The 17,750-nt window shown below is 37.1% G+C and carries 12 protein-coding genes; 7 read left to right on the forward strand and 5 right to left on the reverse strand.

The annotated features are described in order from the left end of the window. Positions 1-125: 125 nt before the first annotated feature. The 4 genes from LEP1GSC195_RS01070 to LEP1GSC195_RS01085 all read right to left on the reverse strand — a co-directional run bounded on the left by LEP1GSC195_RS01070 (position 126) and on the right by LEP1GSC195_RS01085 (position 6,816). The gene (locus tag LEP1GSC195_RS01070) at positions 126-3,245 is read right to left on the reverse strand and encodes an HAD-IC family P-type ATPase (RefSeq protein WP_015679557.1); all 3,120 of its coding nucleotides are present in this window, start codon (positions 3,243-3,245) and stop codon (positions 126-128) included. A 104-nt stretch (positions 3,246-3,349) separates the two neighbouring features. After that, positions 3,350-3,769, reverse strand: coding sequence for a hypothetical protein (locus LEP1GSC195_RS01075; RefSeq protein ID WP_015679678.1), 420 nt, complete (start codon positions 3,767-3,769; stop codon positions 3,350-3,352). 13 nt (positions 3,770-3,782) lie between these two features. Further along, positions 3,783-4,586 (reverse strand): SDR family NAD(P)-dependent oxidoreductase, encoded by an 804-nt coding sequence (locus tag LEP1GSC195_RS01080; protein WP_040506187.1) that lies wholly within the window; start codon positions 4,584-4,586, stop codon positions 3,783-3,785. Between the two features lie 217 nt (positions 4,587-4,803). Next, positions 4,804-6,816 (reverse strand): neutral/alkaline non-lysosomal ceramidase N-terminal domain-containing protein, encoded by a 2,013-nt coding sequence (locus LEP1GSC195_RS01085; protein ID WP_015679677.1) that lies wholly within the window; start codon positions 6,814-6,816, stop codon positions 4,804-4,806. Between the two features lie 230 nt (positions 6,817-7,046). Here LEP1GSC195_RS01085 and LEP1GSC195_RS01090 point away from each other — a divergent pair, with 230 nt between their 5' ends. The 6 genes from LEP1GSC195_RS01090 (at position 7,047) to LEP1GSC195_RS01115 (ending at position 15,333) form a co-directional block, all read left to right on the forward strand. Beyond that, positions 7,047-7,370 carry a DUF3817 domain-containing protein gene (locus tag LEP1GSC195_RS01090; protein WP_015679623.1) on the forward strand — a complete coding sequence of 108 codons (324 nt, stop codon included), beginning with the start codon at positions 7,047-7,049 and terminating at the stop codon, positions 7,368-7,370. Positions 7,371-7,395: 25 nt separating this feature from the next. After that, entirely contained in the window at positions 7,396-9,501 is a 2,106-nt protein-coding gene (locus LEP1GSC195_RS01095) for a 7TM diverse intracellular signaling domain-containing protein (RefSeq protein WP_015679697.1), read from the forward strand. Then, positions 9,494-11,032, forward strand: coding sequence for a lipid A deacylase LpxR family protein (locus LEP1GSC195_RS01100; RefSeq protein ID WP_040506160.1), 1,539 nt, complete (start codon positions 9,494-9,496; stop codon positions 11,030-11,032). The genes LEP1GSC195_RS01095 and LEP1GSC195_RS01100 overlap by 8 nt, the downstream gene beginning before the upstream one ends. Positions 11,033-11,128: 96 nt before the next feature. After that, positions 11,129-12,457 carry an MFS transporter gene (locus LEP1GSC195_RS01105; RefSeq protein ID WP_040506161.1) on the forward strand — a complete coding sequence of 443 codons (1,329 nt, stop codon included), beginning with the start codon at positions 11,129-11,131 and terminating at the stop codon, positions 12,455-12,457. Further along, a complete protein-coding gene (locus LEP1GSC195_RS01110; protein ID WP_015679525.1) occupies positions 12,457-14,145 on the forward strand; it encodes a glycoside hydrolase family 2 protein in 1,689 nt (562 codons plus the stop codon). Before LEP1GSC195_RS01105 ends, LEP1GSC195_RS01110 begins: the two co-directional genes overlap by 1 nt. A gap of 12 nt (positions 14,146-14,157) precedes the next feature. Beyond that, complete coding sequence (locus LEP1GSC195_RS01115) at positions 14,158-15,333, forward strand: YheT family hydrolase (protein WP_015679714.1); 1,176 nt, start codon at positions 14,158-14,160, stop codon at positions 15,331-15,333. A gap of 2 nt (positions 15,334-15,335) precedes the next feature. On the opposite strand, the gene LEP1GSC195_RS01120 is transcribed toward LEP1GSC195_RS01115, so the two are convergent. Beyond that, positions 15,336-16,475, reverse strand: a complete 1,140-nt coding sequence (locus tag LEP1GSC195_RS01120; RefSeq protein ID WP_040506162.1) for an AraC family transcriptional regulator — start codon at positions 16,473-16,475, stop codon at positions 15,336-15,338. 120 nt (positions 16,476-16,595) lie between these two features. Here LEP1GSC195_RS01120 and LEP1GSC195_RS01125 point away from each other — a divergent pair, with 120 nt between their 5' ends. Next, on the forward strand, positions 16,596-17,747 hold the full coding sequence (locus LEP1GSC195_RS01125) for a DJ-1/PfpI family protein (protein WP_015679673.1): 1,152 nt from the start codon (positions 16,596-16,598) through the stop codon (positions 17,745-17,747). Positions 17,748-17,750 lie beyond the last annotated feature (3 nt).

A 17,750-nucleotide genomic window follows, 5' to 3' on the forward strand; every position in this document is an offset into this window, starting at 1 on the left:
ATTGAAACCATCTTTCGATTCATGTTTATTTAAATCATTCTATGGTCAACAGATACGAACTGAACGGACTAACTAAGAGAAATAAAAAATCAATAAATTTCTACGCGCAGACAACTAGAATGATTCTAATTTTTTGCTAGCCGTTTCCTACGAAAATATTTTATTATCTCCGCATAAGAAACCATAACAAGTGTTCCATGGAATGCAAATAAATATACATGTATTGGGATCGGCGCAAAATAATAAACAGAACTTAGGTCAGTATAAAAGAAAATTGCACAAAGAAATAAGGAAAAACCAATTCCTGCCCAGATGATTCGATTGGAAAACAAATCCATTTGGAAAATGGACTCAGTTCTTGAACGTTTACTAAGAACGTTTGCTATTTGTACTGTTATCGTTGGGAAAAAGAATGCAGTCAGAGATTGGAGATACTGTGGACTTGCTTCCGCCATATTCAACCCTTTCGGAGAGAGTGGTAACACTCCATTACATTCTGTATAAACAAAATAAAAATACGTAGTCAAACAAGAGAGAAAAAGAATCATTCCCTCTACAAGATAAGATCTCAGAATAAATTTAATAGATATAAGCTTCTCATTTCGATTCCGTGGTGGTCGAAACATAATTCCTTTTTCCGGTGGTTCTGCACCAAGACCCATTGCTGGAATCAAATCTGTTCCAACGTCAACGGCAAGAACACCCATAACAGTCATAAGCAAAGGAAATCCGGGTATCAATGCCCAAAGCAGAAAAGGAATGAGCTCTTGTGGATTTGAGTTCAAAACGTACGCAGAAAATTTACGAATATTATCAAAAACACCTCGCCCTTCCTCAATGGCATCCACTATAGTTGCGAAATCATCGTCGACAATGATCATTCTGGCTGCCTCTTTGGCAACTTCCGTCCCTCGTTTCCCCATCGCAATTCCAATGTCTGCTTTTTTGAGTGCGGGACCATCATTGACCCCATCTCCGGTAACTGCCACAATTTCACCTAATCCTTGCAACATGGTAACAATGCGTAATTTTTGGGAAGGAGATACTCTTGCAAAAATTGGTTCCCCTTTTCGGATCCATTCCCTAAGAGAGGTATCATTCATTTTATCCAATTCCACACCAGTGATAACAATTGGAGTTTCTCCACCTATTCCAATAGACCTACCGACAGATTCAGCAGTTAATGGATGATCACCTGTAATCATTAAAATTCTGATCCCCGCTGTGTGACATTTAGAAATCGCATCAGGGACTTTAGGACGAATGGGATCGGCAAGACAACAATGACCTAAATAAACCATGTTGGATTCGATAGACTCCAAATTTGACAATGGATTTTCTTCCTCTATTACTTTATAAGCAAAAGAAAGAACACGATAACCTTGGCTTGCGGAATGGTCGGAAGCTTTTTTAAGATTCGATCGTTTTGTTTCATCTAACAAAACAACGGAACCATTCTCATAAACATGTGTGCAAATGGAAAGAATTTCGACAGGCCCACCTTTTGCATACGCAGTGGTAAAATTTTCTCCTTTAATTACCACACTCATACGTTTTCTTACTGATTCAAATGCATTTGTATGAATTCGTTTTCCATTTGTATTTTTGATTCTATCTTGTGACAAATACAGCAACGCAAGTTCGGTCGGATCCCCCAAAGGACTGGGATCCAAACTAGCGTTATTACAATGATAACCACAACTTAAGAAAATCTGGTTACCTTCTTTTGTTTCTAACTCTTGAGGTGTGAATGATCGGGAATTAAAATACACTTCAATCACACGCATTTGATTTTGCGTCAAAGTTCCTGTTTTATCCGAACATATAACAGTTGTACAGCCAAGTGTTTCTACGCTAGAAAGATCTTTCAGGATCGCATTTCGTTTTGCCATGCGCGAAACACCTAATGCCAAAGAAAGAGTTACAGTTGGTAATAAACCTTCTGGAACGTTTGCTACAAAAATCCCTATAAAGAAAATGAAGGCTTGGACAAAACTTAAGCCCGCAACCATGTATCCCAATAATAGAAAAACAATTCCAATCACAAAGGCAAATAACGATATAGAGATAACTGTTTGTTTTAATTGTTTTTGTAACGGACTCTCTTCCCGTTTAATTTTTGATGTAATCCCTGCGATTTGGCCTATCTCTGTGGACTGGCCTGTACCAAAAACTATCGCTTTGGATTTTCCTTTGATTAAAGAACTGCCAGCAAAAAGAATGTTTGGCATTTCTAACCACAGAAACTTTCCCTCTAAAACAATTTCACTATCTGATTTATAACGCCTTGCAGATGTGGACTCACCCGTAAGGGAAGAATTATCAACTTCAACGTCTTCCGATTCAATGATTCTACAATCGGCAGGTACAATATCCCCTTCAGAAAGAACAATCAAATCGCCGGGAACAATATCATCCGCTGGAACTGTTGTAGTCACACCATCTCGAATGACAGGACATTCCTGTGCGAGTAACTTACGTAAGGCCTCCACTGCATGGTCTGATTTAGATTCTTGAAAAAAAGAAAATATACCATTGATGACAACTACAATAAAAATGGCAATTCCCAACTCGGGCATATCTACACCGGGCACAAAACACAGAACAGTTGCTACCCATAACAGAATCGCGAATAAACTAAAAAAACTTTTTAAAAATTTCCAAATGATTGGTGTAGACTTTTCATTTTCAATCGCATTCTTACCAAATGTTTTCAGGCGAATGTTTGCCTCGGATTGACTTAGGCCATTTTGTAAATCTGTTTGTAATTCAAATGCAATCTGAGATTGGTTTAAATTTTTGTAACTAGGCTTCATATCTGATTCGCCACGTTGCACCACAGACAAAACCTTTGATTCGGTATCACATTTCAACAATTCATCAAAAATTTGCGGAAGAAGCGAAGAAAGACCATGTAACAAACGTAAGTGTAGCGATGGTTGAGTTTCTGGGATCATTTGAAATAGGACCAAATGAATGATGCGATCCCCCATAAGAATACCTTTGGGAATCAAAAACAAAAAAACCTCGGGAGTTTTGATATGTATGGAGCGAAAATGTGGAATTAAAATATGAGGGCCAAGATCTCCGAACAAACTGTTCGGAAAAGACTCCATCCGATTTTGTAAATCGTCCTTAATGGGGTCCTCATCAACTTTCCGCAATAACTCAAGGCTTACATCTTCCCAACTTTTAGCATTGGGAAGAATATGGATCGAATTAACATTTAGGTATTCGAGAAGCATACTCCAATCAAACAACCCCCAAATGCAGATTCTATCAAAATATACAAACCTTTTCTTAAATATTCACAAAGACCATTCTAAACAATTGGATAAGTATTCAAAATTTACTGAAAAATTTCTTTGGATGCCTTTGGGTAGCGGGCTTGGATACCATCCCACCAAACATCCGTACTAAAAGCGCCTGATTCAGAAATTTGCCATTTTCCATTTGTTTTTTTAAATAGAGCTTCCAGATGGCAACAATCATAGGGAATTTCTTCAGATAAGGAAATTTCCTTCCCATCCTTTCTTTTGGCCGTTCCCCGAAACCAAGCGTAGTCACCAGAAACCTTAAAATGTTCTACAACAAATATAAATTCTTGTTTGAATTCGTTCGCAAGGTTTGCTCGCAGAAGATCTAAAAGATAAGTACGTTCCTTCTCGTTCGCTTTTGTTTTCGTTTTATAGTCTAAAACAGGAGTTTCTGCAAATACTCCCATGGATAGAAATAGAATCATTCCAATAAGATAAAAAATTTGTTTCAACTGAACTTCCCTCCTACCTTACCTTTGCTTTTTGAATCATTTTGAAAAATAATGATGGATAAACCATTTGTAAAACCAATCCGAATTTTTCTTTGATACCTGCAATGACAACTTCGCGTTGTTTGTTGGCGACTGCATGTAAAATTCGGTGTGCACATAACTGAACCGGTAACCCAGCAGCAATTACCGAATCCATAGTGCCAGTGGAAGAGCCGTCTCCCCTTAATGCATTTTTAGAAATATTCGTTTGGATAAAACCTGGATACACCATGGTCACAAAAATACCGGATTTTTCTTCTTCCGATCGTAAGGAATGAAAAAAACCGACTAACGCAAATTTGGAGGCTGAATAAGCAGATCGGAGTGGGCTACCAATTTTCCCAGCAACGCTTGAAATTACAGCAAAGTGAACTTCCTTTTTGCCTAAAATTTGTGGTATCATCGCTCGAGTCATCTCGGCTGCACCATAAAAATTAGTATTCATTATCTTTTCTAATGTGATTAAGTTTGTTTCTTTGGTTAAGGATCTTTGGCTGATTCCACCATTATGGATGACTACCTTGGGAATCCCATACTTTTGTATACAACGCTTTGCAAAAGCAGCTGTAGATTTATAATCTTCCAAATCTAATTTTTCAACAGCAAAACGTCCTTTCTCTAGATGAAGTTCTTTAGCAATGGCTTCTAAATCTTTGATCTTTCGAGATGCAAGTAATACCTTTGCTTTCTGTTTGTATGCCTGTGCTACTAATTCTTTTCCAATTCCAGAGGAGGCTCCTGTAATCCAAACCCATTCGTCTCGGTAAAATTTACTCATCTGGCTTCCTCTTGTGTCCTTGTTCTCTTTTCCTAAGATTTCCACCATGTATGGATTTCCCACAACTTGTTTTTCGAAGCAAAAGGGATTTCAATCATAAGAATGTGGCAAGAAGGATCAAACTAAAAACCGAACCCAAAGGACATAGTCCCATGGACTCGGCAAGAAAGAAGTAGATCCATTTATAGGGAAAGTGGATCTTATTTATTTTATAATTTTATATTCCACCTTCTGTAATTCGGAAACTTGGGCACTCGATTCGGTAATTAGATTTCACTCCATCGGCACTTAGATATACTCCCTCATGGACCAAACGATACTCACCTGGTTTTGTATCGAAACTAGTTTCCCAAATTAGATCTACACTTTCTTCTGTTCTACCCCAAAGACCACGTTTTTGATAGATAAATTTTGTATCAAAATCGGCGTCAGAACGAACGGGTTTCCAAGTGGACTTCTCTAATCCTTCGACCCATAAATAGGAAGTCACTTTCGGATAACCCACGTTAGGATTTGCAGATGCCACTCGGCAAGATACGACCTCACCTCTTTGATAAGATTCGGAACTTGGTTGGATCACCGATTGAGGTTTAGTTGAGACAACGTCTGATGATGGTATCTTCAAAGGATGAATACGATCGGATAAATCCAACGGCATAATTGTTTGGGGAGTTGCCGACCTTCCTTCCTTTAACTCTGCTGCCATTTTATGAAATTCTTGTCTTAAAGCATTCAAACTCTGAGGCCCGTGTAATGTATGACCACCTTCATAATTCTGAGTAGAGTATTCCTCAGGTGTAGTGATATATCCAGAAAAATCATTCGTAAGTCCTGACAAAACAATCTCAGTAGTTTTATCTTTTAATACAGACTGAACTTCTTTTTTAAGTCGTCTACTGGACATTGTTGTAACTTCATGTGGTAAAACTAAAATAGTAAGGTCACCGATGAGTGTCAGTCCATAGGGTAAAATTTGTGGTAGACTAGGAATGGGTTTAGTTTCTCCCATTGGAAACAAAACTGCTTTAGGGTTCTGACATGCTCTGAGTTCGTCTGATGGAGATTGTAACATAAACTTAGCAATCCAATCAATGTAGAACCTACGATTTTTACTGGTCATCCCTTCGTGGAATAACCAGTGACCACCACCTTCTTCCGTGGAACCTGCAGCAAACGAATAACCATAAGCTGATGGGCATGTGGTTTCAGTTTTTCCGGTTCCTGAAAATTCACTACTCACAGGATGTTTACTCATATCAATAAATCGTTGTGTAAAAGAAATACCACCTGACAGGCGTTTTCCTTCCGACTTCAGAATTTGTTGGCTTGCTATAAATTGTCTCTTTCCAATAATAAAACTACTATCGTAAATATCCTTTCCTGGACCTGTATTGTTCAAATTGAGATTGGGTGATACATCTCCTTCGTTTGCTTGCGCAAAAATGGCAACAAAATCGGTTAACCCTTGTTTTTTGGCCTCTGATTCAGCAAGTAAGGATGCGATTCCTTTGTTGTCCGACGATATTAGTCGATTATCAAAGGTAATATTGGTTGGATGTACCCCATACCAATTGACAAAACCGACAGGAACTCCAGATACAACTACTGTAAGTTGTAACATCTCGCGATCAATATTGTCTGAATATGTTTTTCTTTCTGATTCTGGATTAGCAAGGTAAGCAGAAAGACTTCGATTAACACCCGCTTCACTCACCATCGCTTTTCCTACTGTCAATTCAGCAGGTTTCATCTTTAGATAGGCTTCTTTGATAGATTCAAAGATCCCATCTCTTAGAACTGCATAAGATTCCGAATAAAAATCTTTTGAATAAAAGGAAACTTCTGAGTAATGAAAGTGACCTGCGGGTCCACTATGCGTATGTGATGCGTTGATGAGAACATTACCATAGTTAAATCCTGGATCCAATTCGGATTGTAATCTTTTGACAACATCTCTTTGGATTTCAAAAGGAATACCGCCAACTTCAGCAGTCACATAAGCTAAAAGTTTTTTGGAACTTTGGTCTCGGATGACGAGAGATCTAGCGAACTGCCTTGTGTGAATCCCCACTCCCGTTTGGTCCTCTCTGGCAAAGCCCCAAAACATAACACCCACAGACGGACCTGTGATGTCTTTTTTCGCCATGGCGGCAGAATAGACCGATCTCTCTTCCGATAGAAGGGGGAGAGAGAAACAAAAAAGAACAATTAGGAAAATTCGGAACTTCATCCTTCAGATTCTAAATGGGTTCCTCCCAAATGTCAATCCCGAACAATTGTCGACTAATTTTGAAAATCATCCTCCATACAGAGTCCCCCTTTTCGGTAGAATTTCAGCAATTTTGCCCAAAAAACTGGCATAGCAGCCGTTTGTTTAAGAATCCAATGCCACTAAAGAAAGTAAGGACGAATCATAGATTCCCAAGAAATTGGAAAATACTGAACTACAAGGAAGTGACCGTGTTTTCTTTACTCCAAACCAAATTAGGACGATTTCGCATTTTAGCTTTTTTAGAAGGACTCTCTTTTCTCACAATCCTCTTTGTGACCATGCCACTCAAATATCTGTATAAAAATCCAGAGCCAAATAAGATCGTTGGACTCATCCATGGGTTATTGTTCCTTTTGTATTTGGTAGAATTGTTTCAGGTAAAAGTAGAATTAGAATGGAAAGCAAAGAAAACTTTTTTAGCGGCACTTGCTTCAGTCGTTCCCTTTGGAACTTTCATAGCGGAACGATATCTGTATTTAAAATCCGATTCCGAAAAACCAAAAGAATCGTAATTTATTAGCAATATAGGAATCCCCATTGATTCTCAATTGTATTCCTACCCAATATTCATTAAAGATAGTATTCCTATATTGTTTTCTACTTTCTGGATCCTTATGGTCTGTTGAACTGAGTAACATAACAGACCATAAGGCCATAGGCAAAGAAATATCGATCCTTGAGGACAGATTAAAATCGATCACGATTGATGATATTCAAACACAAAATACCAATCTTAGATTTGTTCCATCCACCGAAGACATTCCCAATTTCGGTCAAACAAATTTTCATTATTGGATCAAAATTCCCTTTGAAAACAAAAGTCCATTCCCCACCAAACGATTATTAGAGATTGATTATAGCAATATAGATTTAGTCGAAGTTTATTCCGAATCTAACGGCAAATTTCATCTAACCGACAAAGAAGGGATGATGTTTCCATTTTCTGAAAGAAAAATCAAAAACAGAAATTTTGTATTCTCTGTAGTTCTGGATAAACAATCAGCAAAAACAATCTACATCAAACTTTATAATAGCGGTGGGCTTACCTTACCTTTAACCGTTTGGACAGAAGAATCCTTTTCGCTATATTATGCTGACATTCAACATGGCTTAGGGTTGTATTACGGTGTCATGATCGTAATGATCTTATATAATTTTTTTATCTTTTTAAGTGTAAAAGATATTAGTTATTTATATTATGTAACTTATATTCTAGGTTTTTTAGGATTACAATTGATACTTACTGGCCATGGTTTTCAATATTTATGGCCCAATGTACCAGAATTTCAAAGGAATGGATTTGTTATCTTCAGTGGGTTCTGCATCGCTTCTTTGCTTTTGTTCACAAGACGTTTTTTAAATACAAAAGTGAATACTCCAAGGTGGTTAGACCAACCACTTCGGATATTTTTTGTGCTTCACATAATTGAAATTCCACTCACATTTCTCCTTTCACCAGAAATTACGGTAAAATTAGGTCTGTTATTAATACTTCCAGTTCCCATACTCATTTTTATTGCAGCAATTATTAGTTTTTTACGCCGTTATCGTGCCGCACGTTTTTTCCTTCTCGCCTTCAATGTTCTCATTGGTGTATCCATCGTTGTAGCGCTAAAGTATTTGAACTTAATTCCATCAAACTTTTTAACGGAATATGGACTTTATATTGGATCAGCCTCTGAAGTAATTTTACTTTCGATTGCTCTTGCCGACAGAATCAATATTATGAAGGAAGAGAAAGAAGTGGCTCAACTAAAAGCCATCGAGATGCAAAAAATTCTCACCGAATCCTATGCTCGTTTTGTGCCCAAAGATTTTTTGGCAAACTTAGGGAAGGAATCAATTCTCGATGTCAAGTTAGGTGATCAAATACAAAAGTACATGGCTGTACTTTTCAGTGATATTCGCTCCTTCACCACTCTTTCCGAACAGATGAGTCCCGAACAAAACTTCAACTTTATCAATTCCTATTTAGGAAGGATGAGTCCCATCATCCAAAAACACAATGGCTTTATTGATAAGTTCATTGGTGACGCAATTATGGCCTTGTTTGAAAGGAACACTACTGATGCAATTTTTGCCGGAGTAGATATGCAGTTGTATTTAAAAGAATACAACTATCACAGAAGCAAACAAGGATATGTTCCCATCCAAATCGGAGTGGGAATCCATGCAGGATCTCTTATGTTAGGAACCATTGGTGCTGAAGATAGGTTGGAAGGTACTGTGATTTCAGATACTGTAAATTTAGCCTCGCGCGTTCAAAACCTAACCAAAATATATGGAGCAAAAATTGCAGTTACGGAAGCAGCTATTCGCGCCATTGATGATAAACACATTCAAAGTTTAGAATATCGCTTTTTAGATCGTGTTCGCGTAAAGGGAAAAACGAAACCCGTATCAGTTTACGAAATTCTAAACGGCGATGATCCAATATCCTTAGAATTAAAGTTAAATACCAAAGAACTATATCAGGAAGCGACAACCGCTTACCATTCTAACAATTTTGATGAAGCAAAGGATAAATTCGAAAGAATTGCTCAAATATTTCCTGAAGATAAAGCAACACAACTTTATTTAAAAAGATTATTTCCAGCAACTACTCAACTCTCTGCTTTCCCAATAGAATTTCCAGATGAGTAAGTATACAAAAAATCCTCACTACTTATTTATCTTTGGCGTTGTTGTCACCATAGGTATCTACGCAGAACCGAAGAAGCTGATCAAAAAACAAAATCCGATAAAGATACCAAACGTCTCTGAAATAGAGAGGAAAATTCCAGAACCATCTAACCAATTCCAAATCCGATTGATAATGGAAAATGATGCCTTTGGAGGTTTCTCAGACATGTATTATACGAATGGATCCCGTTTGGAATTTAATATGCGCGTGGGTGAGTCAAACCCTACTCGAAAAGTATTGGGGTATTGGAATGATTTATTCATTACTCCATCGCAAACCACAAAATATTTGCAAGGATTTGCACTTGGACAGGAGTTTTATACACCAACAAACATAGCAAAGGCGGATGTTTCCTATGGCGATCGACCTTATTCAAGTAGAGCCTACTTTAGTAATTCACTAACAACAGCAACAGAAGACACGAGCATCACTACAGAATTAGAACTAGGGATGATAGGACCATCTGTTGGGGGCAAGTCTGCACAGATGAATTTTCACAATTTGATCGGCTCACCTACTCCGCAAGGATGGGATACACAAATTCCCAATTCCTACTCAGGAGCGCTACGAACAGATGTTAGGAAGTTTCATCATCGTTTTTTTGGAACTCAGTATAACTTAAATTTAGGAAATATTCAATCCGATGCCTCTTTTGGGTTTATCTTGCGATTCGGGAATGTCGATAAAACTCCAGGTCCAGGTAGTTCAGCATTACAACCAGGTCCCCCCATCCTTCATGAAGATGGAAAAGGATATTGGTATTTCTATGTAAATCCAGGTGCTACTTTACAATTTTATAATGCAACCATCCAAGGCCAAATAGGATCGGATAAAGCATATAAAACTCAAAATAGAAATACTGCCTTTAGCAATTGGGACAATTTTTTGAATAACCCAACTCCAGAAGCGGGTGAAAGAGAAATTCAATACAGAGCTCTTGCAGAAGACAACGGAAAAAACTCACTGCAAAGGTATATTTTGTTTAACGAATTTTTAGTAAAAGGAACAAACAATCCTTATAACATTGGACTCAATTATTTAATTTTTAATAATATTTTTAACGGTGCAGAGGACATAGAAAAATCAACACGTTTGTTTCTTCTAAATAACTTATCCGAACAATGGGACCAGATACCAGATAACGCTCGTGCGTTGGCAATTTATTCCATCTTTCGACCAGAAGGTGGAAAATTACCACCGCAAATACGCCTCTATTCGTATGAAGTGTTATCGCAATTTATATTAGATCCAAAACAAAGAGAAGTATTGTTACAACTATTGCGCGAAGAAATCGAATATAGGGACGAAAAAACATACGTGGCCGACTTAAAAAGGGCTGTCGGTTTTATCAAAGCGGGATTCGTTTCCGTCTCAAATGCTGGTTTTTTATTTGGTGTTCATTATAACTTTCAAACTATCGACTTTCAATCTGGTAAGGGATTACCACAACAACACCAATGGTTAGGATTTCAGTTAGGAAAAGTCTTTTAGTGAATATTTGTAATTAGAATCGCTATTAAAGAAAATTGAACCAGTGTCAAAATTTTAGTCGCCAACTATACTATCTATCTCTGACACTATGCGATCATGAACACTCATAATTTAAGCGGACGTCTTTGGTCTGTATTAATTCTCTTTGGTTTAGTCGGACAGATTGCATGGTCGGTAGAGAATATGTATTTTAACCTATTCATTTACAATACCATCGCAAAGAATACATCTTCGGTCACATTGATGGTCCAATTGAGTGGAATTGTCGCCACCTTCACCACCCTCATTGCCGGCATCTTAACTGACAAAGCAGGAAATAGAAAGTATTTCATTTCTATCGGGTACCTTCTCTGGGGTCTACTGACTTTGTCTTTCGCATTCATTTCCAAAGAAAATACGGCCGAATGGTTTCAATTATCTGATACCAATCAAATCATAAGCCTTACGATCACAATAGTGATAACTCTTGATTGTATTATGACTGCATTCGGATCAACAGCCAATGATGCTGCTTTTAATGCTTACGTAACAGATAACACTGAAAATGCGAGAAGTCTAGCGGAAGGAGTGTTATCAGCTATGCCTCTAATTGCGATGTTGATTGTCGCAGGCGGATTTGGAATAATAGTGAATGCACTTGGATACCCTGGACTATTTGTTGCCGTAGGAACCATGATGTCAGTATCTGGGGTTATAGGAATTTGGCTCATCAAAGACAATCCTAACCTCAGAAAGCAAAATACTAATTTTATCTCCGATATAAGTTACGGATTCAAAATCAGTGTTATGGAAAAAAACAAGAAGTTGTATTTGTATTTTGTTGCTATGGGGATTTACGGAATTGCAAGTCAAGTGTATATGCCATACCTAATTATTTACATGCAAGAATATTTAAAATTCGATGCCGTTCAATATTCGATTGTACTTGCAGGTGTCATTCTTGGAGCAAGTATCATCACTGTTTTTCTGGGGAAACAATTTGATGGGAAAAACAAAGACAAATTACTAATTTATTTCTCTATTCTATATATACTCGGAATGTTATCTTTATACACAATGTCTAAAACAATCGATTTAAGTTTAAAGACACAAGTTATGTGGTTTACTGGAATCACGAGTTTGGTTTTAATCACTGGGTTTGTACAAGTTTTAGCTCTACTAGGTGCACAAATTCGAGACAATACCCCCACTGAAAATACAGGTAAACTACAAGGAATACGAATGATCTTTTTTGTTCTCATTCCAATGTACATTGGACCCATGATAGGAGAAACTATCAATGAAAGAACAAACCTTACATATATTGATCCAGTCAATGGAGCAACTGCACATGTCCCTTCACCTGAAATCTTTTTAGCTGGTGCCATCTTTTGTTTACTTATATTTTTTCCTCTTTCCCTCCTATTCCGAGGTAAACAATCCTAATGAGAACTATTTCACATACAGAATATCCACGTCCCCAACTAGAACGAGAGAGTTATATCAACTTAAACGGTGAATGGGAATTAACCCATTCCAAATTAGGTAATGGACCAAAGGCGCATTATAAAATCAATGTCCCTTTCTCCCCAGAAACAAAGGCTAGTGGGCTCGGAAATTTTATACTCCAACCGAACGAAGAATTGTTTTATAAACGAGAATTTGATCTTTCTTCTGAATTTCTAAAAGATATCACCTTACTTCACTTTGGTGCTGTTGATTATTCCTGCATTTGTTATATCAACGGTAAAGAAGTTGGCGCCCATAAGGGAGGTTTTTTACCTTTTTATTTCGATATCTCTCAGCATATAAAAATTGGCAAAAATGAAATCCAACTAACAGTCACAGATCCCACTGACACAGGAACACAGTCGAGAGGAAAACAAAAACTAAAACGAGGTGGGATTTGGTACACACCTCAATCCGGAATCTGGCAAACTGTTTGGTTAGAAAGTGTAACCAAAGATTATATTAAAGACATCAAAATTACTCCAAATATAGACACAAAGTCTGTGGAAATTCTTGTTACTACAGAAAGTTCCAATATCATTATACAGGTATTAGATGGAGACGAAGTAATTGCCGAGTCCACCGATTCAAAAGCAAATATAAATATACCCAACATGGAACTTTGGTCACCAGAAAACCCAAAGCTCTATGGCATTTTGATTCAAACATCTGGAGACAAAGTAAAATCTTATTTTGGAATGCGAAAGTTTTCCATAGGTTTCGATGGGAAATTCAAAAGGTTATTCTTAAACAACAAACCGTATTTTCATAACGGACTTTTGGACCAAGGATACTGGTCAGAAGGGCTTCTCACTCCACCAAACGACAAGGAGATGGAAAAAGAAATCAAACTGATGAAAGACATGGGTTTTAATATGTTACGCAAACATATTAAAATTGAACCCTTACGCTGGTATTACCATTGTGATAGACTGGGAATTCTCGTATGGCAAGATTTTGTTTGTGGCGGCGGTGCTTACGAAACCTGGAAGGTTGCCTATTTACCTTTTATTGGTTGGAACACAAAAGATACAAAGTATAAATTCTTAAACAGAACCGATGAAGTTGGCCGAAGAGAATTTATCTCCGAAATGGATAGGACTGTTGATCTACTAAAAAACACTGTCAGTCTATCCGTTTGGGTACTTTTTAACGAAGGATGGGGACAATTTGATAGCATCAAACTTACAGAAAAGTTGAGAAAACTAGATGATACAAGAACCATTGATAGTGTCAGCGGATGGTATGACCAAGGACAAAATAGTAGCGATCTCAAAAGTCTACATCTCTACTATCAAAAACTAAAAGTACCGAAAAATGAGACTAGAGTCATCGTATTATCTGAATTTGGTGGTTACTCTTTAAAAACAGAGGGACATGTTTTTGATGAGAATAAACTCTTTGGTTATAAAATTCTTCCCGACAAACAAAGCCTAGAAAAAGAATATAGGAAGTTGATTGAAAACGAACTGTTACCGCTGATCGAAAAGGGTCTAAGTGCCTCTATCTATACGCAAGTCAGCGACGTAGAAGAGGAAATCAATGGACTTGTCACTTATGATAGAAAAGTCATTAAGTTTGATATAGAGTTTATGCGGGAACTAAATTCTAAATTGGTGTATTAATAGGAAAATTGAATGGAATCCATTGCCAACCATCCATTGTTGACTTTCTCTTTTGTTGTAACCTTAGTTTTTCTATTTTACTATTTTATTCAAGTGGTAGAAACTCCGGTTCTTAGGTTTAGCGAATCCGATTTTTTATTACGAGTAATCGAAAAATCTCCAGACCTTACAACGAAATATTATCCAACTTTTTGGTGTTTTAACCAACATCTAATGTTGTTTTTCCTTATGTTACGCGAGTATCGGACAAAACCTTATCAGTATGACAAGTTGGAACAGTTAACAATGAAAGACGGTGGAATCACTGGACTTGCTTGGTCTGGAATCAATACAGCGACAGCTAACGAAAATAATCCGATTGTTGTTGTATTTCACACAATTAGCGGAGACGAACAAGATGTCAAAACTACCGTAAAATACTTAAGAGAACGATATGGTTGGATTGTTGTTGTATGCATTCGGAGAGGACACGGGAACCTTCCTCTCACCAAACCTAAAATTAACACAATGGGTTCAACTTCCGATCTCAAAGAACAATTATCTTATATTCAAAAAAAATATCCCAAAAAACAAATGTTTGGTGTCGGAATTTCAGCGGGATCAGGATTACTTGCTCGGTACTTGGGAGAATCAGGAGTTCAAAGTAAATTTACTGCAGCGGTTGCGGTTTCGCCGGCGTATGATATCGAAAAAGCCTTTCATCGAGTTCACCCTGTATATAGCAAGATCATGGGACAAAGATTGATTAATTACTTCTTAAAAAATCATTACGAAAGTTTATCCAAACTAAAAGGTGTAGATGAATTATTAAAAATTAAAACTATCGGTGAATTTCAAGATAAACTCCATGCCATTTCTGGATTCAAAGATAAGGAAAACTATTATTACCATTCCAATCCAGTTCTCGTTGCCAATAACATCAAAACCCCACTCCTTGTTTTGAATTCGGCGGACGACCCAATCTGTGTAAACCAAAACGTATTAGAAAATCTCCATTGGTTAGAAACCCTTCCTAACACAATCCATGTTCACACCAAACGAGGAAGCCATATTGCATACTTTCAAGGATGGAAAGCCACTTCATGGTCTGACAAAATTATAGGGGAATACTTTTCTGCTGTCTTAGGTGAAAAGTTGCCTAAACAAAAACTCGCACCAAAGGCCAAAAAGAAACCCAAAAGGAAATAATTTTATTTGGATTGCAATCGATAGTTTTGTGGTGAAAGTCCAAAGCGATCTTGGAAGAGTTTATGAAATGAAGATTTAGAATTAAATCCAGATGCATAAATAATACTTAATATGGTCATATCAGGTCTTTCCAAAAGAAGCCTCGCTGCCTCCTGCAAACGAAACTGATTGACATAGTTACGAAACGTACATCTCAAATGGAAGTTTAATATTTCAGAAAGTTGGTGTGTATGTAAATCCAATCGCTTCGAAAGAATCGGTAAACTAAGGTCCTCATTCAAATACAATTGTTCCAAATTCATTAAGTCATCTAGTCTTTGTAAAATCTGAGGTACATTAACTCCCTTGATTCTACTTTCTCTGTATCGCGCCAAACGAGTTTCTGTTTTAAAATTGGGGATGAGTTCTCTGTGATTCATTTTAAACAACAGAATAAAACTCAATAGAGAAGTTAAGCCAAGGCAGGCCAAAATAAACATTTGCATAAAAAATAGCTGAGAAAGAACAAACAAAGTAACAACCGATAAAGAATAAACTAACAGCCATAAAAAGGGCCAAAAGGAAAATTCAAGTTTGTCCTTCGAACCATACTTCCACTGCCACACTCGAAAGAAAATTGAAATCGTATAAGTAAATATCGATATAACTCCAAAGCTAAGCAATAATTGAATGGAATATTCAAACTCAGAGTTGTGGCCTAAAGTGTGCAAACCCATAGGAGGCAACCGATAATCCGCTGGCCGTATAAGATAAATATAAAGCAAACTTAGAACACTTGGTAAAAAATGAAGAATTCGGATTTTATAAAATCCTCCTCCACTCATTTCTTCAAAGTAAATATAACTAAAAGGACCAATTAAAAAAAGACAAGGAATATGGATTCCATATAGGTAGGGATAAAAATTTATTTCCTCTGTCAATTCACCATAAATATGAAATTGTAGGCTTGCAAGAGATAGGAACAAAAATGCAGATGCATACCGATAAATATAACCTGTTCCTAATTGAATTTGTTTAAGGGAAACCAGAGTTAGAGGAGAAGACGTTTGTTCTCTCTTACTGCTTTTTTCCACCGTTTCTATCCAATGGGAAATAGCCAAAAGCAAAGCAACCACTCCTCCCGTAAACGGAATCAAATTCATAAAACAATTAAGAAAGTAAAAAGCCCGCTGTCTATTTTTTTAAATCAAAAATTTGTATCTTTCTATTCCGTCCGTATCCGAACGGACGACGGATTCAAAAAAATCGGTGATACTCAGCGTATGAAACCTTACAATCAATACATTCCCCAAAAAAAACTTTTCATTCCCAATATGTTTTTGTTGCAAACTTTTACGTTCGTAATGATTTTTATCTTTGGTTTTAGTTCCTTAAATCTGTTTGGTCAATCATACGATCGAATAAATGACCATTTAGAACCCCTTTCAATTAAATCCAGTCACAAAAAACCAGTAATCGTTGTTATCGGAGAAAACCAATATACGGAACTTACGGACTTCATTGTCCCCTATGGGATTTTAAAACGTTCGGATATTGCTGAAATGTACGCAATAGCTGAAAACAAAGGTAAATTAGATATGTTTCCAGCTCTCTCCATAGAAATCAATATGTCCCTTGATGACTTTGATAACCTTCACCCAGAGGGATCTGATCTTGTGATCGTTCCCGCCATACACAATGCAGAAAACAAAACGATCATCCGTTGGATTCAAAATCAATTCGATCGTGGTGCAACCATTGTTGGAATTTGCGATGGAGTTTGGACATTGGGTTATGCAGGGTTATTAAAGAATAAACATGCTACCGGTCATTGGTATTCAAAAGAAAAACTATCTAAAACATTTTCAGATACAGTTTGGATTAAAAACAAAAGATACGTTCAAGATAAAAATATCATAACAACCACAGGGGTTACTGCTTCCATTCCAGTCTCATTGGCTTTAGTTGAATCCATAGCGGGAACAAAAAAAGCAAAAGAAATGGCAAAGGAACTCGGAGTTCCTCATTGGGATGAGAAACACAATAGTGAAAAATTTCATTTGGATTGGCAACAGTATGTAACGGCAGCAAGGAATCTAATTTTCTTTTGGAACCATGAAACGATTGGGATTACTATGTATGAAGGAATGGATGAAATTTCTTTGGCCTTAGTAGCCGATGCCTATTCTCGTACATACAAATCAAAAACCGTAGCCATCACAAATGGGAACCAAGCAGTACTCACAAAATCCGGAATCAAGTTCGTTTCTGAAAGAAGTGTCGGTGAGAAAAACCAAATTCATTCGTTGGTAGACGTTCCAAAAGAAAGCAAAGCTTTCGATCAATTAGTACATACGCTGATAGATATCGAAAAAAAATTTGGGAAATCCACCAAACGATTTGTAGCAACACAATTAGAATTCGCAATCGAGTAAATT

This window comes from Leptospira wolbachii serovar Codice str. CDC, from assembly GCF_000332515.2.
Classification (GTDB): Bacteria; Spirochaetota; Leptospiria; order Leptospirales; family Leptospiraceae; genus Leptospira_A; species Leptospira_A wolbachii.

Bases quoted from the DNA above. Each gene is read 5' to 3' on its own strand.
- LEP1GSC195_RS01120 (WP_040506162.1), bottom strand. From the start codon at position 16,475: ATGAATTTGATTCCGTTTACGGGAGGAGTGGTTGCTTTGCTTTTGGCT.
- LEP1GSC195_RS01100 (WP_040506160.1), top strand. From the start codon at position 9,494: ATGAGTAAGTATACAAAAAATCCTCACTACTTATTTATCTTTGGCGTT.
- LEP1GSC195_RS01110 (WP_015679525.1), top strand. From the start codon at position 12,457: ATGAGAACTATTTCACATACAGAATATCCACGTCCCCAACTAGAACGA.
- LEP1GSC195_RS01080 (WP_040506187.1), bottom strand. From the start codon at position 4,586: ATGAGTAAATTTTACCGAGACGAATGGGTTTGGATTACAGGAGCCTCC.
- LEP1GSC195_RS01105 (WP_040506161.1), top strand. From the start codon at position 11,129: ATGAACACTCATAATTTAAGCGGACGTCTTTGGTCTGTATTAATTCTC.
- LEP1GSC195_RS01125 (WP_015679673.1), top strand. From the start codon at position 16,596: ATGAAACCTTACAATCAATACATTCCCCAAAAAAAACTTTTCATTCCC.
- LEP1GSC195_RS01085 (WP_015679677.1), bottom strand. From the start codon at position 6,816: ATGAAGTTCCGAATTTTCCTAATTGTTCTTTTTTGTTTCTCTCTCCCC.
- LEP1GSC195_RS01070 (WP_015679557.1), bottom strand. From the start codon at position 3,245: ATGCTTCTCGAATACCTAAATGTTAATTCGATCCATATTCTTCCCAAT.
- LEP1GSC195_RS01115 (WP_015679714.1), top strand. From the start codon at position 14,158: ATGGAATCCATTGCCAACCATCCATTGTTGACTTTCTCTTTTGTTGTA.